The organism is Acidimicrobiales bacterium (genome assembly GCA_041394185.1).
Taxonomy (GTDB): Bacteria; Actinomycetota; Acidimicrobiia; order Acidimicrobiales; family Poriferisodalaceae; genus JAAETH01.
In genome coordinates this window covers 415,103-432,508 of record JAWKIQ010000004.1, presented here as the reverse complement: position 1 = coordinate 432,508, position 17,406 = coordinate 415,103, and the positions used below count along the sequence as shown (strand labels likewise).

The following is a 17,406-nucleotide window of genomic DNA, read 5'->3' as shown; positions in this document are numbered from 1 at the left end:
GCCACCTGACCCGAAGTGTCTGTCCCCAGCGCCCCTATGGGCGATCCGGAACGGGACACTAAGCCGAACATCGTTCTGCTGTTCGTCGACAACCTGGGCTATGGCGAGCTGGGTTGTTATGGCGGCGGTGAGGTGCGCGGCGTGCCCACGCCCAACATCGACCGTCTCGCAGCCCAGGGCGTGCGCCTGACCAACATGAACATGGAGGCCCAGTGCACACCGTCGCGTTCGGCGGTGCTGACCGGGAGAATGCCGATCAGATCGGGTACCACCAAGATCCCTTTGCCGGGCCAACCGAGTGGACTGACCCGCTGGGAGGTAACCCTCGCCCAGCTGCTGTCAGACCAGGGCTACGCCACTGCCCACTTCGGCAAATGGCACCTGGGCGACCTGCCCGAACGCCAGCCCAACGCCCGCGGCTTCGACGAATGGTGGGGGCTGCTCGAAACCCATGACTCGTCGTTGTGGTCGAGCCAGCCGGGCTACGACCCCGAAGTGGTGCCCCAGGAGCAGCTGTTCGAAGGCGTGGCCGGCCAGGCCAGCACTGTGGTGGCCGATTACGACCTGACCCAGCGGGCGCTGTTCGACGCGCAGTGTTTCGAGCGCACCCACGACTTCATCCGCCGATCTGTCGACGCCGACCGGCCGTTCTTTGCCTACATGCCTGTGGCCTTCCCGCACTTCCCCACCCTGCCGCACCCCGACTACGCAGGCAGCACGGGGCTGGGCGACTTTGCCGATTCGTTCCACGAGATCGACCAGCGGGTTGGGCAGCTGTGCGACCTGCTCGACGAGCTGGGCATTGCCGATGAGACCCTATTCGTCTTCACCAGCGACAACGGAGCCGAAGACGTCCTGCCCTGGCGGGGCTGGACGGGCCCGTGGGGCGGTTCGTATTTCACAGCGATGGAGGGATGCCTGCGCGTGCCATTCATCGCCCGCTGGCCCGGCCGAATTCCGGCCGACAGCACCAGCAACGAGATAACCCACGCCGTCGACATCTTCACCACCCTGGCCACGGTCGCCGGCGCCCAGGTGCCCGACGATCGCCCCATCGACGGCATCGACATCATGCCCCTGCTCGACGGCCGGTCGTCGAAGTCGGGCCGCGATTCGATCTTGTGTTTCGTCGGCGACCGCTTGCACGCGGTGAAATGGCGCAACTGGAAGCTGCACTTCGTCTGGCAGGAGTACATGCTCGACCCGCCTGTACAGCTGACCATTCCCAGGGCGTTCAACCTGTACGAAGACCCGGGCGAACGCCACGACGTGTTCTTGCCTTCGAACACATGGGTGCAGCGGCCGTGCCAAGCCGCGATAGACGAGTTCTGGGCCAGCGTGACAGAACATCCGCTGATAGCCCCGGGTACTGCCGACTAGGCCAGCTCGAGTCCGACGGGCACTCCGTCGACGACCTGGTCGAGGTATTCGCTCATGCCCATGCCGGTGAGCCCGTTGCACTCGAAGCGGGTCATGCCTTCGGTTATGCGGGTGTGGAGAACATCACCCTGGGGAGTGGTGCGCCGATTGCGCAGCGGGATCAGCGAAACGACCTCACCGCTGATGCGGTACTCGGAATGGTCGGTGCGGGCCACACATCGCATGGCCGTCTGGTAGTTGTCGTCGTCGTAGTCCGACTCGATCTCGACATCGCGGATCAGGTGATAGCGGCCGTCCTCCAGCACCATGCCCCCGACGCGCCGATCGCCACCGCCGGCGACGATGCTGAGCATCATGGCGAAATCGGGCCCGAACGACATCGGCAGCCAGCGATACCAATCGATCGCCTGCCAATACCTGGGACCCCACGACTTGTCGCGCAGGCCCAGCCCGTCGAGCGAGATCGTCTGGTCACCTACGACGATCGATCCCTTGACCGCCGTGTGCTGCTCGTAGTGCGCCTTGGCGAAGCTCTTCTCGGCGTCGGTCTCGATGGGCGAACCGTCGGCGTAGCGTCGCAGCCCACCAAACATCGGCGACACTCCCGCGACGTCGAGGCGAACCTCACAGTCGACCATCGGGTTGTTCTTGAACGCCGATCTCGGGTCGGCCATGTCTCGGGGCTGGTCGAGCAAGCACACCTTTCCGTCGTAGGAGATGGTGAGATGCTTGAACGGCTCGACCACCTCGATGGTCAGCCCGCCTGCGTCCATGCGGTCGTTGTTGTCGATCTCGGGCCGCTTGTAGATGAAGCCGACGCGCCCGTCTGGCAAATAGACACAGACGGTCATCTCGGCGTGGCCCTCGTTGACGCGGTTACCTATGCGGAACCATGCACCCGTCTCGGCGGTGAGGTCGAAACCGTTCAGATACATCGACTCGTTGTAGTTGGGCACCGGGTCGGGGGTGTGGGTGTACTCGTCGTGTGGTTCGAGGACGGTCACCACACGTCGTTCATCGTCGCCGTCCATGGGCGAGCCTCCTATCTCCAGTTTGGGTCGAGGAAGGTCTGAACCTCGATCACGTGTCCGTCAGGGTCGCGGTAGAAGCCGTGGTAGAGGTTGTACTTGGCGTTGTGGGCCGGCGGCCGGTCGCAAACCACACCCGCCGCCACCAAGCGATCGTGCCAACGGTCGACCTCGCCAGTCACCAGGGTCAGCATCAAACCATCGGTGGCGCGGGCGTCGCGTTCACAGATGCCCACGAACGCGTCGGCCGCCACGCGATAGATGCGACAGTCGCCCTGATCGAGCACCAGGTCGAGGCCCAACACCTGGCCATAGAAGGCCGCCGACGTCGACAGGTCCGATACCGGCAGGAACGTCACCTGCTGGCCGAATCCGGCAGGGTCGACGGGGTCGATCCCGTTGCGAGGCTCGAGCGGGCGGTGCATGACCAGATGGTCGACCAGGGTGCCGTCGGGCAGCCTGAACCCCTCGGGAACCGTGGCGATGACACGGAACCCGAGCGAACGCCACAAGGCGACCGCTGCACGGTTTGAAGACACGACGATGTTGAACTGCATCGCCCTGTAACCCGAGTCGGCGGCCAGGGTCAGAGCGGCCTCGCCCATCGCCCGGCCGATGCCCTGACCCCGCGCCGCGGACGACACGGCGAAGCTGGCATTGGCGACGTGCGAACCGGGCCCCGGATGGTTGGGCCTGATGACGAAGCAGCCAACCACCTGACCATCGGCCTCGGCGACGTAACCCAGCCCGCCCGAGTCGGGTGCGAAGTACTGCCACAGCTGATCGTCCGACGCCAAGGGGTCGAAGGCATACGTGTCTGCTGCGCTGACCAACTCTCGGGCGATCGCCACAACCGACGGTCGGTCGGCCGGCGTCGCACGTCTGACCCTGAGGCTCACCCGTACTGGATGAACTCGACGACGTTGCCGTCGGGGTCGGCGACCATGCCAATGGAAACCCCTGGCCGCAGCTCGACCGCCTTCATCAAGATCTGATGCCCAGCCTCGTCGCATGCCGCGACCGTGTCGGCGACGTTCGAGACGTTGATGGTGATGTACCGGTAGCCCAAGCCATCGGCGAACCCGCCGCCAGGAGCCTTGGCCTCGGGGTTGGTGTCGAAGCTGACCAACTTCACGAGTGTCGGCCCGCACCGCAGCCGATGCATGGTGCCGCCACCGCCTACCGGCATGGGCATGTCGCCTTCGTGGGTCATGCCGAGCAGGTCGCGGTAGAAGGCCAGAGATGCGTCGCTGTCGCTGATGACGATGCCGATGGCAACCGGCTCGGGCCCCAGCTCGACTTTCACGGGTTCGATTGTCATGGACCGAACCCTATGCGCCGACGGCGGCGAAGAACGAACGCAACTCGACCTGCAGATCGGCCTCATAGCGCGCATAGGCCTGGCGCAATTGGTCCGCGGGCCAACCTGGCGGGTACAGCTCGATGGGCAGCAGCGGATCGTGCGTCAGGTGCTGCAGCACAGCGGCCGCCAAACGGAACCGGGCGGCCAGATCGCCGGCCGAGCCCTGCAGTTGCCCTAGCAGCTCAGCAGCCGTGTCGGACCACGCATCGAGGGCGAACAGGCGGCCCACCAACTCGCCAGCCGCGGCGGTGTCGGATGGCGAGACCCGAAACCACAACACGTGGTTGGCGACATCGCCGTCGAGCAGGTCGCCGACCTCGCGGTCGAGGTTGCCGGGCCGCATCCACACACCCTCACGCAACTCGCCCAGGCGGGCGGCGCCAAGATCGCGTCGCAGCGCATGGCGTTTGGCCGCCGTGCGACCGCTCTCGGCGACGATGGCTTGCTCCCATGCGCCATCCCAGCGGCCATCACGTTGGCTCGAAGCCGAAGATCGGGCCAGGTCCTGGCGTCGCTGACGCTTGAGCAGCTCGCCCGACAATGCGTACATGCCGTCGTCGTTGACCAGTTCGCCCTTCTCGACCATGCGGCTGAGGGCCACTCGAGCGGTGCCCGGGGCGATGCCGAACTGCTCGACCAGCGCGATCAGGAGGCGGCCGCGAAGGCGGGGCGGTCTGGAACCCAACAGCGCCGAGGCCATGACGCTGCGCGCCGACAACGGCCTGAAGAGAACCTCGAGCTCGGTCGGGTTCACCCCGACGCCAGCGCCTTCCACAGCGCCCGGTACGAGGGCCAGGTGATCTCGGGGGTGATGTAGCCGTCTTCGGTCAGGATCTGCTCGAAGCGAGCGAGGTTGCGGAACGGAATGCCCGAGTCGACGTGATGGGCCAGGTGACGGCCCACCCCGATGGGCACGAAGATCGCCCTGGCCACCAGCGACTGGCGGACGTGGTGCGAGCTCTTGCGGCGGTCGTCAGAGCGGGTGAGGCCGCCGTGCTCGGCCACTGCGCGCAAGCGGTTGAGCACCTGGTACACGAACACGTACGGCGCCACCCACAAGAACAGGTAGAGCCACGGATGACCGGTCAGCGCAAACAGGGCGAATATCACCGCCTGGCCCGCGTAGAACCGGAGGCTGTTGACCCGGTGCCTGGCGCTGAACACGCCCGTGATGCGCGGCTTGAGCACCCGCCAGGCCGACACTCCGGTGGCGTCGCGCAACAGCTTGCGCCTCATCGACTCGGCCTTGATCGGGTAGAACGAGTACAGCAAGAAGTCGGGTTCCTTGGGGCCGAACTCATCGCGGTGATGGTTGCTGTGGCCGCGGCGATAGCCGTGAGTGCCTGTGCCGAACGCCACCCACCCGAAGAAGTTGATGCCGACGACGTCGTTGATTCGCCGATTGCTGAACAACGATCGGTGCGAACCCTCGTGATGCAGGATGAACATCCGGTTCTGGAGCACGGCCATGACCGGAATTGCCAGCGCCACGGCGAGCCAGTGGTCTAGCGCCACCACGGCGGCGACAACCAGGGCGGGCATTGCCACTGCGGCGACGCATGTCCAGGCGTTGAGCAGATTGGGAATGCGGCGCAGCTCTGCCATCAGTTCGGGGTGGGGCCGTCCGTCTGGGCGAAGCCGATCGGATCCGGCGAAGGGTTCGACCTCGGGCACCATGCCCCCGGTCATCGAGGCGACGAGTTCGTCGTGGGTCGGCATCGCAGCGGTCATGGGTTGATGTTACACCGACAACGACGTTTGACAAAGCCGACGTAACAGTCAAGGGGATCTGGGACAGGCGGTATGGTCGCAACGTGAGGCACCATCGCGTCCCCGACAGCGCCACGTTCGTCCGGACCACACCACGCTTCGACGCCGACACGATCCCCGTGGGCTTGCTGTCGAGCCATCATCTGGCGGCGCGCACCTGGGCGGTGATCAGGGTCGACAGCGGCGAACTCGAGTTCACATGGGAAGACGACCCCGACAACCCGACGACCATCGGGGCGGGTGACAGCCTGGTGATCCCACCCGAGGCCAGGCATCACATTTCGCCGCCGGGCAAGGTGTCGTTCGAAATCGACTTCTACAGCGATAGGTCCGGCAGCTAGATCGCCCGTTGGCGTCTATACCCCAGCCGTGTCGTTCAGCAGGCGACGGGCGAGCACCGACGCAAACGACGGGCCCGCAACAACCCGAACCCGAGCCTCTGACGACCGCTGCCGGCTTCTGGCCGTGCGCGACTCGGCGTGCACCACCCTCGGCAGCACCGGGTTGGGATCGACACGATCGAGATACCAGTGATGCCGCGAGGCCGGGGCCGCAGCGGCGACCGGCTCGGCAGCGGCCGCAGCCAGGGCGCGCTCGTAAGCCCACCTGAGCTCGACGAATTTCTCGGCGTCTCCGCCGGCGTCGGGATGGTGGGTCTTGGCTGCCCGCCTGAAGGCGGCATTCACGTCGGCGCGCGTCGCGCCGCGGTCGATACCCAGCACGCGCCGGGCACGCTCCAGTTCATCCATGAACTTCGGTCTCTCGATCCGTCGATCCCGTCCGTGGAATCGCTCGTGGGTACCTGTCGGCCGCTCCCCCGTCCCAGATGAGTGGAATCGAGCGGTGTTGACGGGGGTTGGCATCGACGTGCCCAAAGCCGATCGCCAAGCCCGCAGCGCCACAATCGCCCGCCGAGTCAAGACCATTCCTGCAATGCTGGGAGTCACCGCTGCCGCGTTGGCTACCGCACCTGCCGTGGTGCCGGCGCTGGCCGCATACGACCTGCTGGTGCGCCGGCCGAAGCTGCCGCTGACACGCACGTATCTCTTCGGCCTGCAGTACCTGCTGAACGATTCACTCGAGATCGTGGTGGCACCCGCTCTGTGGGCTTGCGCCGGCTTCGGCACCCGTCTCGAGTCGCCCGCGTCGATCCGCTGGCACCAGCGACTCCAAACTTGGTCGTTGCGAGTGCTCGAAAAGCGAGCGTCTCAGCTGCTCGGCCTGCGGGTCGAGCTGGATAGGCCCCTGCCGCCGGTTCGGTTCCCGGCGATAGTCGTGTCGCGCCACGTCAGCGTGTTCGACTCGTCGCTGCCTGCTCTGGTGCTGAGCCCGGTAACCGAACAGATCCGTGGCGTGATGATGGCCGAAATGCTTGCCGACGCCGGAATGGACATCGTCTAGGCCCTTGAACGGTTGCGCGACACTGACCCACAGCGGGCGGGCCGGCTATCGCAGCTGAAGGGTGTGCTGCCGCCCCGCGCCGGCGGCCTGAGTGCCTTGCTCGACGCACTGCCCAACGCCGACGTGATCGTGTTGCGTCATCACGGTCTGGACGAGATCGCCGCGCTGACCGACCTGGCCACATTGGCCCCGCTGAACGATCCGATACGGGTGGATATCGAGGTCATACCCCGAGCGTCGATTCCTGGCGATCACGCATCGCGACTGCGATGGTTGGACGATCTGTGGTTGCAGCTCGACCGCACGATGTCAGGAGCGACCGGGCCTCAGAGCTAGTCGAGCGCGGCGGCGATGGCCTCGTCGACCGGGTCTTGCAGCAACTCGGCGAGCCGCTGGCCCACAGGTCCCGAGTCTTCGATCACCAGGAAGGCGCCGTAGCCGTCGTCGAGGTCGAGCCAGGGCACCGAGCCGTACGCGCCCGGATCGCTGACAATGCCCGAGTCGCGGTCGACCCACCAGCCGAGCCCATAGCCGAGGCCCGGCGCAGCACTTCCGTCGTACTGGCGTGCGATGCGGTCGGAGTGCATCAGCTCGAGAGATTCGGGCGACAGCACCCGGGTGTCGCCGCACATACCGTCGCGAAGCTGCATCAGCAGCAGCTGGGCGTAGTCGCCCGTGGTGGTGTACATGCCACCTTCCATGTTCGGGTTGTCGGTTGGTTCGAGAACCGACGGATCGCCGTCGAACCGGCCCGGGTAGCCGAAGCCCGGCGCAAACTGCCCGAAGTGGTTGTTGTAGCCCGTCGATTCGAGCCCGCACGGCCCGAACACCACCTCATCGACCAGCTCGTTCCAGGGCTGCCCCGACACGACCTCGGCGACCGCACCCGCAACCTGCCACTGGCCGCCGCCATATCGGAACTCGGTGTCGGGGGCCACCACGTCAGAGTCGTCGGCCTCGGTGGTGAAGATCTGCCGGCCACACTCGCTCAAGGTGCCGTCGGTCCGGAACTGGCACAGATAGGCGGGGAACAACAGCCCCTCGACCAGGCCGATCAGACCCGAGCTGTTCGACAGAAGCTGTGCGGGTGTGATGGCGTAACCCGTGGGTTCCCACCCGGTTTGTTCGGCCACCGGCGCGTCTATGTCGAGCAGGCCGCGGTCTTGGAGATTCAGCAGAACAGTGGCGGTGACCATCTTGGTAGACGAAGCGACCAGCGAAACCCGGTCTTCGTCGAACTGGCCCCAGTGCTGATGATGGACCACGCCGTGGTCGCGGTGGACGACCACCAGACCGGCACCATCGAGACCCTGGTCTTCGACGTAGGCGCCCACGATGGGGTCGACTGCGGAGAAGTCGAACACCGGAGCAACATCGCTGGGTGTTGTGTCGCTGGGTGTCGTGTCAGCGGCGGTCGTCACCGGAGCAGACTCGTCCTGCGTCGGGGACGAACAAGCGCCCACCAAGGCCGCCAGCACCGCCAGTGCAGCAAACAGCGCCGAAACCTTCCCCGTCACCTCGACGACGGTATCGGGCTACATTCGCCGCAGCACCTGACGATGGGTATTCGATGGATACGAGCCGGTTCGGCGCGCTCTTGGATCTGCTTCCCGACGCGGTGGGGATCATCGACTCCACCGCAACCCTGCGCGCCGCCAACTCGTCTGCCGAGCGGCTCTTCGGCTGGTCTCGCGACGAATGGATCGGCCGCAACCTCCTCGAGATGGTTCACCCCGATGACGTCGACTGGGCCATCTCGTCGCTGGCCACGGTGACCGGACGCGAACTCGGAACGCCTATCGAGATGAGGGTCAAGAGCGCCGAGGGCTGGCTGTTGGTCGAGCTGGTCGGCCGAGCCGCCGAGGTCGACGGCGAACCGGTGATCTTCATGTCGGCGCGCGACCTCACCGAGCGTCGCCGCTGGGAGATCGCACGTGACGACACCGCCATGTTTCGGTCGGTGCTGCACCACGCGGCGAGCCTCACGATCCTGGCTGACGCCGATGCCACCATCAGCGCCGTGTCGGCAGCGATGATCCGCCTGACGGGCTTCGGGCCGGAAGCGACGATAGGACGCAGCCTGGTCGACCTGGTCATCGAAGCCGACCAGCCGCGAATGGTCCGAGCCATCGACAAGGCCAAGTCGGAAGCGCAGCGGCGGGTGACGACCGAAGTACTGCTCGCCGGACGCGACCGCGATGCGATTCCGTGCCAGCTGTCGATAGTGAACCTGATCGACGACCCCACCGTGGGGGGTCTGGTCGTTTCGGGCCACGACATCAGCGAGCTGTGGCGAGCGCGCACAGAACTCGAACACATGGCCGGACACGACCCGCTGACCGGCTTGGCCAATCGCGGCCGACTCTCGGAGGAACTCGCGAGGCGGCTCGACCCGAACTGTCGAGAGGCCGGTCCGGTGGCGGTTGCGTTCATCGACCTCGACCGGTTCAAACCGGTGAACGATCTCTACGGGCACGAAACCGGTGACGAGCTGTTGACCATGGTGGCAGCGCGGCTGCGCGACGCGCTGCGCGACGATGACGTCGTTGCCCGCTTCGGGGGTGACGAGTTCATAGCGGTGATGCCCGACGCCGGCATTTCCACCGACGATCTTGCCGAGCGCATCGTCAGTGCCTTGTCGACGCCCTTTCGACTTTCGGTCGGGGTTGTTCAGATCTCGGCCAGTGTCGGGGTCGTGGCGGCAACACCAGGCGACGACCCCGACACCGTCCTGGCCGAGGCCGACAACGCCATGTACGCAGTGAAGAACGACGTCAAACACACGCCGAGCCTGCGCAACATCGCCACCCGCCGCAGGCTCGCCGACGGCGTCACGCACGCTTTCGAACGCGACGAGTTCACCGTTCACTATCAGCCCATCATCGATCTGCAGACCAACCGCTGGGTGGGGTTCGAGGCGCTCAGCCGTTGGAACCACCCCGAGCTGGGACTGTTGCTGCCGGCCGACTTCATAGACATCGTCGAGGACATCGGCCTGGGCCTGCGCCTGGGCGCTGCAACCATCGAGACCATCTGCCAGGATCTCGGGCGGCTGAGGGACCGCACCGGGCTCGAGCCGTCGATCTCGGTGAACGCCTCGGCCGACGAGGTGACCAACCCCGACTACGCAAGCACGCTCACCAGCGCACTGAACGGCTGCGACATCAGCCCGGACAGGTTCACGATCGAGATCTCCGAACGTTCGATCCTGGGCCGCGGTGGCCGCACCGGCCGAGTCGTGCCGGCAAACCTGGCCGCGCTCGCAGAGCAAGGCGTGGGCATTGCCGTCGACGACTTCGGCACCGGCTATTCGTCTTTGACCCACCTGGTGTCGTTTCCGATAGACCGCATCAAGATCGACCGCTCGTTCGTGGCCGGGGTGGTCGACGACGCCCAGCGCCGCTCGGTCATCGCGGCCCTGGTGGGGCTGGCCCAGAGCACCGGCATGAGCGTCGTCGCCGAAGGCATCGCCGACCAAGACCAGCTCGACATGTTGCTGTCGGTGGGTTGCCATCTGGGGCAGGGGTTCTTCATGGCCAAGCCGATGGCCTACGAAGGCCTCGAGGCGGCGCTCACCTAGATTGGCGGCATGCCATCGATCGACGAAGTCGCCCAGTACCTGCACGAAGAACACGGCCTCGCCGTCGTCAGCACCGTTCAGGCCGACGGCCGCGTGTTGTCGAGCGTCGTCAACTGCGGAGTCACCGACACGGCCGGACTCGGCCCATGCGTGGCATTCGTGTCGGCGGGCCGCGCCGCAAGGCTCACCCACATCCGCAACGGATCCGAGGTCACCGTCGCTGTTCGCAGAGGGTGGCGCTGGCGGTCGGTGACCGGGCCCGCCACCCTGATAGGCCCAGACGATCCCGCCGACCAGTTCGATGCCGAGGCCCTGCGGCTGTTGCTGCGAGAGGTGTTCACCGCTGCGGGCGGCACCCACGACAACTGGGACGAATACGACCGCGTCATGCGCGACGAACGACGCACCGCCGTGTTCGTGAAGCCAGTGCGCGTGCTGGGCAACTATTGAACGAACCCGAGGACGACTGGGTCTAGCCCAGCATTGGGAACCCGTCTAGGTCTCGTGAACGGTCAGCACCACCTGACCGCTCTCGTGCACGCTGCACGAGCCCGAGTAGATGCCAGGTACCGAGAAGGTGTGTCTGATTCGCTCGTTGGCGCCGACGTAGAACGGTCCGATGACGTGTCCCCTGTCGTCTTCGTTGACGATCTCGATCTCCTCGCCCAGCACCACATCGAGCGAGGCGGGGAAGACCTCGGGGGCCTCACCGGTTTCCAGCAGCTCTCCGTAGCCGGCGGGTATCAGATAGTTGTAGTCGGCAGGAGGCATGGCGTCGTTCGAGTTGTCGGACGAGTCTGCGCACGAACCGACCATGGCCAAGGACAACAACGCGGCGACGAACATGAGCATTGCCCGCAGACGCCGGTCGATCATCAGGCAACCTGGTCGAGGAGATGTTCGAGGTCGGCGGCGATGCCCGACGCCGGCGTGCCGAACGACCAGATCAGAACCATGTCTCCGCGATCGTCGATGGCATACAACGAAGCTGTGTGAAACACCTCGCTGTCGCCGTCGACCTCGGTGGTTCCGTAGTCTGCGCCGAATCCGTTGGCCACCGGACGCAACACAGCCTCGTCTTCGCTGCGCAGAGCCACCGAACCGTCGACGAACGAGCGCACGTAGTTGGTGAGGATCTCGGGTGTGTCGACGAGCGGGTCGATCGACACCATGGCCAAGTCGACGCGGTCGGCGTCGTCACCGATGTCGCGCAGCGCCTGGCGCACGTCGGCCAGCGTCGTCGGGCACACATCGGGGCAACGGGTGTATCCGAAGTAGACCAGCAGCAGGCCGCCTTCTTCGGCGACGAAGTTGAACGGCGTCTGCGAGCCGTCGGCCTCGACCGAAGGCAAGCTGAGGTCGGCCACGTTGGGCGTCGGGGTGCGCTCGTAGCCAGCGAAGGTGTGTTCGTCACCCCCGCAGGCAGCCAGTACGAGGGATACGGCGACCACCGCCGCCAACGCGGCCGACCTCAGCGAGATCACGGTGCGCTCTCGCGGACCTCGACGCTGACGGTGTGGGTGGCACCGCTCTCGAGCGTCAGTTCCAGTTCGAACGTCTCACCGATCTCGAGCGCATCGGGCAGGTCGAGAAGCATGATGTGGTAGCCACCGGGCTGGAGGGTGACGGTTTCACCCGCAGGCAGTTCGAGGCCACCGTCGAGTTCGCGCATGGTCATGGGCATGTCCATCATGGGTTCGTCGTCGGCCATCTCGTCGTCGGCCATCTCGTCGTCGCCCATGTCGTGGTCAGCCATGTCGCCGTCGGCCATCTCGTCGTCGCCCATGTCGTGGTCAGCCATGTCGCCGTCGGACATCTCGCCGTCGGACATCTCGACCGGCACCACTTCGTGGATCTCGACCGTGCCCGCCACGTCGGCCGGCACGCTCGCCGAGACGATGCGGTCGTCCTCGCTGCTGGTGACCTGCATGTATGCGGCGCCCGCGGTGGCCATCATCGGGCTGTTGCGAGCCCACGCACCCGTCACCTCGAGACCGTCTGGAGCGCCGGAGGCATCGTCGGAATCGTCGCCACATGCGGTCAGCGAAAAACCGCCGAGCAACAGGGCTGCAACCAGCGCCAGCAAACGTCGTGATGTCGTCATTGGTAGGGATCTCCCCGGGTCGGGGCGCGTGAATGGTGTGCGCCTTCGAACCGTAGACGGAGCCAACCCGTGAATGGTTCCACGAGTGACTCAAGTCACAATCCTAGCTTGGTGACGGACTAGGGACTTTCAGTCGTGGACACCATTGTGTGTCCGGGGTTGAATTGGGCCGTGCACGACCGCCGCTTCGAACAACTGGTGCGAGCCCACCACCGGGCCGTGCACACCTACGCCCGCTCGATCGCAAACGACCCCTCGGTGGTCGACGACGCCGTACAGGAGACGTTCATCAAGGCGTGGCGCCACCTCGACTCGTTTCGAGGCGATGGCAACTTCGAAGGCTGGCTCATCCGCATCTGCCGGAATTGTGTAATAGACATCGAGCGACGCGAGGCCAGGGCGCGCAGCGCAGTCGACCGACAACTTCGCCTGCTGCGACCGCCGACGGCGACGACGATGGACGACACATCCGAAGTGACCCAGCTGATCGACTCGCTGCCAAGGTCGCACCGAGAGGTGCTGACCGTGTGCGGTGTGCTCGGATACGACTACGAAACAGCGGCTCAGATTCTGGAGATTCCCGTCGGCACCGTTCGGTCGCGGCTGCATCGAGCCCGACAGGCACTGGAACAGCTGCTCGAACCAGGCTCGAACTCCCAGGACGAACGCGCGTCATGACACCCGAACACCGAAGCGACGACCCCATCGACCTGCACGAGGGCGACCGGGGTGAGGTGGTCGAGCTGATGCAACGAATTGGCGCCACGCCCGAAGCACCGGATTCGGACCACCTGCTGGAAATGCTGGCAGAAGCATTGCCCAGCACTCCCAAGCCTCTCCGATGGGCATGCGCTGCTGTGGGCGCCGTGGTGGTTGCCATCGCCCTGCCTTGGCTGGTCGGCTATGACCCATTCGATCTGCTCGGCGACTCGTCTGCGGTTCACCTGGCCCGCGACGGAGCCCTGGGTGTTGTCATCGGTTCGTCGGGGCTGGTCGCGGCCTGGAGGCCGCGGTGGTCGTTGCCTTGCGCCGTCAGCGCCACCGTGGCCCTGTTCGCCCAGATGGTGGCCGGGGTCGCCGACGAAACCATCGCCGAGACGGGCGGCAACGAACTGGTACACGCTCCGGCCATCGCCCTGGCCTTCCTGCTGGCCGCATCGGCGGTGCGGCTTGGCCCTCTGGGTCCGCGCCGCACGCGCACGAGCCCCTGAATCGGCGACCGGCGCGCGCATCTGCGACAATCGGCCCGGATGGACACAACACCAGACGTAGCCATTGCGTCGCCCGCCGATACGGCCACCTTCGCAGTGGTGCTGGGCGATGCATTCAGCAACGACCCGATGATGTCTTGGGCGTTCCCAGACCCGGCGACTCGACCTCGAATACTCGAATCGATGTTCGGCCTGATCGCCCTGCATAGGTATCTGCCGGCCGCAATGTCGACCAAGTGCGGCGACGACGCGGTGGCGCTGTGGACACGCCCAACCGAGACCGCCCGCGACGACTTCTACGAAAAGCACGGCGCCGAGTTTGCTGCAGCCCTGGCCGGGCACACCGAACGCATCTCGAAGATGGGCGAGGCCATGGCAGCCCACCATCCGACAGAGCCGCACGCCTACCTGTTGGCCATAGGTGTGCGATCCGCATCGCAGGGCCGCGGACTGGGCAGCCTGCTGCTGGCCCACACCCTGGCCGAGGCCGACCGGCGAGGCGAGCCTGCATACCTGGAGGCGACCTCGCCCCGCAGCCGCGCTCTGTACGAACGACATGGCTTCGAGGTGACCGGCGAGATCACCGTCGACGACAGCCCATCGATGTGGCCGATGTGGCGCGAGCCGCGTCCCCGCTAGTGGCCCGGCCGCAGGGTCAGCCTTCGGAAGCCTCGGCAATGGCGGCCAGCAGGTCGCGGTCGAAGGGCTGATACAGAATCATCACCAGCGTCTGGGCGGCCGCCTGGTCCAGCGACTTGCGCTCTGGGCTGTAAGGGTCGAGCCAGTGGCGCTCGTCGCCCGAGAACACGGTGCGCTCGGGCTCTGCACGCTGGGCCTGCTCGGCCGAGTCGCGCACAGCGGCGAACAGCATCTCGAGATCGGGGTGGGTGGCGATGGTGTTGAACATGTCGGCCTTGCGACCGGCCAGCGCAGCCATCTTGGGGCCAAACCCGGCGACCAGCACGGGCGGGTGAACCTGGGGCTGCATGAACCCCTCGGCGGGCCCCACACGGTGGTGGCTGCCGACGTAGGTGTCGTCGTTGCCGTTCCACAGGTGCTTGACGACGTCGATCACCTCCTCGACCCGCTGACGCCTGATGGGGTCGGGCCGATGGTCTATGCCGACCCGCTCGAGCTCGACCGCGTACGGGCTGCCCGCTCCGCCACCTGCGCCCACACCCAACACGAAACGGCCGTCGGTCTGGTCGTGCAACGTCGCTGCCGTTTGCGCCAGCAGGGCCGGATTGCGCAGGCCGGCGTTCGCCACCAGTGTGCCCAGGCGAGCACGTGATGTGATGGCCGCCAGACCACCCAGCACCGCGAAACACTCGAGCACGTGGTCGCGTTCGTGAACGATGCCTGTGAGGTGGTCCATCGCCCACAACCCGCCGATGCCCAACTCTTCCGCGGTTCCCGCAGCGTCGGCCAGCTGGCCCCAGCTGGCGTTGAAGGTCGACAGGCAGACCTCGATCTTCATTGGAGCGACCTCCCAACTGCGAGTCCCGAAGGCTAGCGGCCCGGTGACGCGGTCGGGCGTGACCAGTCGCCGTGCTGTAATGACGAGATGGCCAACCCCGCAAACGTTCGCGCCCCATCCCCCATAGACAGGGCCTTTCTGACAAACCAGGAGGGCACCGGCACGGTCATCTTCGTGCGCCACGGCCAACAACAGTGGCCAGATCCCAAGACCTCGGTCGCCGCCGACTGGGTAGACCCTCCCCTGTCAGAGCTGGGTCAGGCCCAAGCCGAATGTGTGGGGCGGTGGCTCGCCGAACGCCCCATCACCGCTGTGTATTCATCGCGTCTCAAGCGTGCCAACGACACGGGCAAGGCCATCGCCTCACACCACGGGCTCGAGGTCCAGGTCATCGACGAGCTGGCCGAGATCCACATGTACAGCGAACTGCCCCAAGATCGACGTGCGGTCGACGTACTGGGAGAAAAGGCGCTGGGCGGAGTCTGGGAGCGCTTCGTGCAGACCCAGAAATGGGACTCGTATCCATACACCGAGACGTCGGCCGATTTCCGCCGGCGCGTGGGTTGGGCAGTCGAGTCGGCCATCGTCGACCATCCGGGCGAAACCATCGTCATCGCATGTCATGGCGGGGTCATCAACGCCTACCTGGCAGAGGTCCTGGGACTGGTGCCCGACATGTTCTTTCGGCCATACCACGCGTCGAGCCACCGAATGCTGTTCGGGCAGGGACGCCGCGTCATCGAGACCCTCAACGAAGACAGCTACCTGGCCGCCGAGGGACTGTTGACACACTGATCTTCCAACCCTCGGGAATCTCGCCACCAGCACAGGAGTTTCCACCCCATGGCTTCACACGAACGTTGCGAGTTCACCAGCGCCCTGGGCGACACCCTTGCCTGCAGGCTCGACCGGCCAGACGGGCCGGTCATCGGGGTGGCCCTCTTCGCGCACTGCTTCACGTGCGGCAAGGACATAGCCGCAGCCAGCCGCATCGGTTCCCGCCTGGTGCAGGCCGGATACGCGGTGTTGAGATTCGACTTCACCGGCCTGGGTTCCAGCGACGGCGACTTCGCCAACACCAACTTCTCGTCCAACGTCGACGACCTGGTCGCGGCCGCCGACCACCTGCGCACCACGGTCGGCGCACCCCAGTTGCTGGTGGGCCATAGCCTCGGCGGCGCCGCAGTGCTGGCCGCGGCGGCCCACATTCCCGAGGTGCGCGCCGTTGCCACAATCGGGGCACCCTCCGACGTCGGGCATGTGGCCGGCCTCATCGGGCCGACCGAACGGGACCTCATCGACCAGACGGGCGAGGCCGAGGTCAGGCTCGCCGGCCGCAGCTTCACGATCAGGCGCCAGTTCATCGACGATGTGTGCGCCCAGTCGTTGGCCGATGCCCTGGCCAACCTCGACGCTGCAGTGTTGATAATGCACTCGCCCACCGACGACATCGTCGACGTCGACCACGCCCGACGCATCTATCAGGCCGCGCGCCACCCGAAGAGCTTCGTCTCGCTAGACGGCGCCGATCACCTCCTGTCCAAGCGAAACGACTCGCGCTACGTCGCCGACCTGTTGGCCGCGTGGGCCAGCCGATATCTCGACGAGGTGGACGCGGCGCCACACGACGACGAGCCGCTGCCCGACGGATACGTGCTGGTCGAGGAGACCCACACCGGCGACAACCACTTCGCCCAACGTGTGGTCGCCGGCAATCACACCTTCGCAGCCGACGAGCCACCAGGGGTCGGCGACGACACCGGGCCCAACCCGTACGACTTGTTGTTGGCCGCACTCGGATCGTGCACGTCGATGACCCTGCGCATGTACGCCGACCGCAAGGGCATGCCCCTCGAACATGTCGCCGTTCACCTGCGCCACGACCGTATTCACGCCGACGACTGCCTTGACGAGCGCGGCAACCCGTGCCGGGTAGATCGCATCACCCGGGTCATCTCGGTAGAGGGCGATCAGCTCACCGAAGACGACCGGGCCAGCCTGCTGCGCATCGCCGATCGGTGTCCGGTGCATCGAACCCTCGAAGGCGACCTGCGCATCGTGACCGAACTCGACTGAGCCCGGTTGCGGCCGA

At 66.0% G+C, this 17,406-nt stretch carries 22 protein-coding genes; 11 read left to right on the top strand and 11 right to left on the bottom strand.

Translation table 11 applies throughout. From position 1 onward, the window contains the following. Positions 1-36: 36 nt before the first annotated feature. The gene (locus R2770_19910; GenBank protein ID MEZ5282730.1) at positions 37-1,380 is read left to right on the top strand and encodes an arylsulfatase; all 1,344 of its coding nucleotides are present in this window, start codon (positions 37-39) and stop codon (positions 1,378-1,380) included. Here the strand turns inward: R2770_19910 and R2770_19905 are convergent. From R2770_19905 to R2770_19885, 5 genes are read right to left on the bottom strand one after another with little or no spacing between them, the layout of a single operon-like run. After that, positions 1,377-2,411 (bottom strand): hypothetical protein, encoded by a 1,035-nt coding sequence (locus tag R2770_19905; GenBank protein MEZ5282729.1) that lies wholly within the window; start codon positions 2,409-2,411, stop codon positions 1,377-1,379. The genes R2770_19910 and R2770_19905 overlap by 4 nt on opposite strands. Before the next feature lie 11 nt (positions 2,412-2,422). After that, a complete protein-coding gene (locus tag R2770_19900) occupies positions 2,423-3,307 on the bottom strand; it encodes a GNAT family N-acetyltransferase (GenBank protein MEZ5282728.1) in 885 nt (294 codons plus the stop codon). Continuing rightward, entirely contained in the window at positions 3,304-3,729 is a 426-nt protein-coding gene (locus tag R2770_19895; GenBank protein MEZ5282727.1) for a VOC family protein, read from the bottom strand. Before R2770_19895 ends, R2770_19900 begins: the two co-directional genes overlap by 4 nt. 10 nt (positions 3,730-3,739) lie before the next feature. Continuing rightward, the gene (locus tag R2770_19890; GenBank protein MEZ5282726.1) at positions 3,740-4,525 is read right to left on the bottom strand and encodes a hypothetical protein; all 786 of its coding nucleotides are present in this window, start codon (positions 4,523-4,525) and stop codon (positions 3,740-3,742) included. Then, positions 4,522-5,502, bottom strand: coding sequence for a fatty acid desaturase (locus R2770_19885; protein ID MEZ5282725.1), 981 nt, complete (start codon positions 5,500-5,502; stop codon positions 4,522-4,524). The genes R2770_19890 and R2770_19885 overlap by 4 nt, the downstream gene beginning before the upstream one ends. Positions 5,503-5,585: 83 nt before the next feature. On the opposite strand from R2770_19885, the gene R2770_19880 reads away from it, so the two are divergent. Then, the gene (locus R2770_19880; protein MEZ5282724.1) at positions 5,586-5,882 is read left to right on the top strand and encodes a DUF1971 domain-containing protein; all 297 of its coding nucleotides are present in this window, start codon (positions 5,586-5,588) and stop codon (positions 5,880-5,882) included. Positions 5,883-5,897: 15 nt separating this feature from the next. On the opposite strand, the gene R2770_19875 is transcribed toward R2770_19880, so the two are convergent. Further along, positions 5,898-6,290: a DnaJ domain-containing protein gene (locus R2770_19875; protein ID MEZ5282723.1), complete on the bottom strand. Its 393-nt coding sequence runs from the start codon at positions 6,288-6,290 to the stop codon at positions 5,898-5,900. Positions 6,291-6,384: 94 nt separating this feature from the next. Here R2770_19875 and R2770_19870 point away from each other — a divergent pair, with 94 nt between their 5' ends. After that, entirely contained in the window at positions 6,385-6,942 is a 558-nt protein-coding gene (locus tag R2770_19870; GenBank protein ID MEZ5282722.1) for a hypothetical protein, read from the top strand. 12 nt (positions 6,943-6,954) lie between these two features. Then, on the top strand, positions 6,955-7,278 hold the full coding sequence (locus R2770_19865) for a hypothetical protein (GenBank protein MEZ5282721.1): 324 nt from the start codon (positions 6,955-6,957) through the stop codon (positions 7,276-7,278). Here the strand turns inward: R2770_19865 and R2770_19860 are convergent. Beyond that, on the bottom strand, positions 7,275-8,459 hold the full coding sequence (locus tag R2770_19860) for a serine hydrolase (protein MEZ5282720.1): 1,185 nt from the start codon (positions 8,457-8,459) through the stop codon (positions 7,275-7,277). The two genes, R2770_19865 and R2770_19860, sit on opposite strands and share 4 nt — an antisense overlap. 53 nt (positions 8,460-8,512) lie before the next feature. Here R2770_19860 and R2770_19855 point away from each other — a divergent pair, with 53 nt between their 5' ends. After that, entirely contained in the window at positions 8,513-10,522 is a 2,010-nt protein-coding gene (locus R2770_19855) for an EAL domain-containing protein (protein MEZ5282719.1), read from the top strand. Between the two features lie 9 nt (positions 10,523-10,531). Next, positions 10,532-10,972 (top strand): hypothetical protein, encoded by a 441-nt coding sequence (locus R2770_19850; protein ID MEZ5282718.1) that lies wholly within the window; start codon positions 10,532-10,534, stop codon positions 10,970-10,972. A 45-nt stretch (positions 10,973-11,017) separates the two neighbouring features. Here the strand turns inward: R2770_19850 and R2770_19845 are convergent, their stop codons facing one another. The 3 genes from R2770_19845 to R2770_19835 are packed head-to-tail and all read right to left on the bottom strand — an operon-like array spanning position 11,018 to position 12,626. Beyond that, positions 11,018-11,398, bottom strand: a complete 381-nt coding sequence (locus R2770_19845; GenBank protein MEZ5282717.1) for a hypothetical protein — start codon at positions 11,396-11,398, stop codon at positions 11,018-11,020. Further along, entirely contained in the window at positions 11,398-12,006 is a 609-nt protein-coding gene (locus R2770_19840; protein ID MEZ5282716.1) for an SCO family protein, read from the bottom strand. The genes R2770_19845 and R2770_19840 overlap by 1 nt, the downstream gene beginning before the upstream one ends. After that, positions 12,003-12,626, bottom strand: coding sequence for a copper chaperone PCu(A)C (locus R2770_19835; GenBank protein ID MEZ5282715.1), 624 nt, complete (start codon positions 12,624-12,626; stop codon positions 12,003-12,005). Before R2770_19835 ends, R2770_19840 begins: the two co-directional genes overlap by 4 nt. A gap of 171 nt (positions 12,627-12,797) precedes the next feature. Between R2770_19835 and R2770_19830 the strand changes: the two genes are divergently transcribed. Genes R2770_19830 through R2770_19820 form a run of 3 tightly spaced genes read left to right on the top strand, consistent with a single transcriptional unit; the run spans position 12,798 to position 14,476 of the window. Continuing rightward, a complete protein-coding gene (locus R2770_19830; GenBank protein MEZ5282714.1) occupies positions 12,798-13,304 on the top strand; it encodes a sigma-70 family RNA polymerase sigma factor in 507 nt (168 codons plus the stop codon). After that, positions 13,301-13,837 carry a hypothetical protein gene (locus R2770_19825; GenBank protein MEZ5282713.1) on the top strand — a complete coding sequence of 179 codons (537 nt, stop codon included), beginning with the start codon at positions 13,301-13,303 and terminating at the stop codon, positions 13,835-13,837. Before R2770_19830 ends, R2770_19825 begins: the two co-directional genes overlap by 4 nt. A 39-nt stretch (positions 13,838-13,876) precedes the next feature. Beyond that, entirely contained in the window at positions 13,877-14,476 is a 600-nt protein-coding gene (locus R2770_19820; GenBank protein MEZ5282712.1) for a GNAT family N-acetyltransferase, read from the top strand. A gap of 16 nt (positions 14,477-14,492) precedes the next feature. Here the strand turns inward: R2770_19820 and R2770_19815 are convergent, their stop codons facing one another. After that, a complete protein-coding gene (locus R2770_19815; protein ID MEZ5282711.1) occupies positions 14,493-15,314 on the bottom strand; it encodes an LLM class flavin-dependent oxidoreductase in 822 nt (273 codons plus the stop codon). Positions 15,315-15,401: 87 nt separating this feature from the next. On the opposite strand from R2770_19815, the gene R2770_19810 reads away from it, so the two are divergent. Together R2770_19810 and R2770_19805 are read left to right on the top strand one after the other, a co-directional pair. After that, positions 15,402-16,109, top strand: coding sequence for a histidine phosphatase family protein (locus R2770_19810; protein MEZ5282710.1), 708 nt, complete (start codon positions 15,402-15,404; stop codon positions 16,107-16,109). A gap of 48 nt (positions 16,110-16,157) precedes the next feature. Next, the gene (locus R2770_19805) at positions 16,158-17,390 is read left to right on the top strand and encodes a bifunctional alpha/beta hydrolase/OsmC family protein (protein MEZ5282709.1); all 1,233 of its coding nucleotides are present in this window, start codon (positions 16,158-16,160) and stop codon (positions 17,388-17,390) included. Positions 17,391-17,406 lie beyond the last annotated feature (16 nt).

Bases quoted from the DNA above. Each gene is read 5' to 3' on its own strand.
- R2770_19850 (MEZ5282718.1), top strand. From the start codon at position 10,532: ATGCCATCGATCGACGAAGTCGCCCAGTACCTGCACGAAGAACACGGC.
- R2770_19895 (MEZ5282727.1), bottom strand. From the start codon at position 3,729: ATGACAATCGAACCCGTGAAAGTCGAGCTGGGGCCCGAGCCGGTTGCC.
- R2770_19885 (MEZ5282725.1), bottom strand. From the start codon at position 5,502: ATGACCGCTGCGATGCCGACCCACGACGAACTCGTCGCCTCGATGACC.
- R2770_19835 (MEZ5282715.1), bottom strand. From the start codon at position 12,626: ATGACGACATCACGACGTTTGCTGGCGCTGGTTGCAGCCCTGTTGCTC.
- R2770_19875 (MEZ5282723.1), bottom strand. From the start codon at position 6,290: ATGGATGAACTGGAGCGTGCCCGGCGCGTGCTGGGTATCGACCGCGGC.
- R2770_19805 (MEZ5282709.1), top strand. From the start codon at position 16,158: ATGGCTTCACACGAACGTTGCGAGTTCACCAGCGCCCTGGGCGACACC.
- R2770_19910 (MEZ5282730.1), top strand. From the start codon at position 37: ATGGGCGATCCGGAACGGGACACTAAGCCGAACATCGTTCTGCTGTTC.
- R2770_19825 (MEZ5282713.1), top strand. From the start codon at position 13,301: ATGACACCCGAACACCGAAGCGACGACCCCATCGACCTGCACGAGGGC.
- R2770_19810 (MEZ5282710.1), top strand. From the start codon at position 15,402: ATGGCCAACCCCGCAAACGTTCGCGCCCCATCCCCCATAGACAGGGCC.
- R2770_19820 (MEZ5282712.1), top strand. From the start codon at position 13,877: ATGGACACAACACCAGACGTAGCCATTGCGTCGCCCGCCGATACGGCC.
- R2770_19815 (MEZ5282711.1), bottom strand. From the start codon at position 15,314: ATGAAGATCGAGGTCTGCCTGTCGACCTTCAACGCCAGCTGGGGCCAG.
- R2770_19905 (MEZ5282729.1), bottom strand. From the start codon at position 2,411: ATGGACGGCGACGATGAACGACGTGTGGTGACCGTCCTCGAACCACAC.
- R2770_19855 (MEZ5282719.1), top strand. From the start codon at position 8,513: ATGGATACGAGCCGGTTCGGCGCGCTCTTGGATCTGCTTCCCGACGCG.
- R2770_19845 (MEZ5282717.1), bottom strand. From the start codon at position 11,398: ATGATCGACCGGCGTCTGCGGGCAATGCTCATGTTCGTCGCCGCGTTG.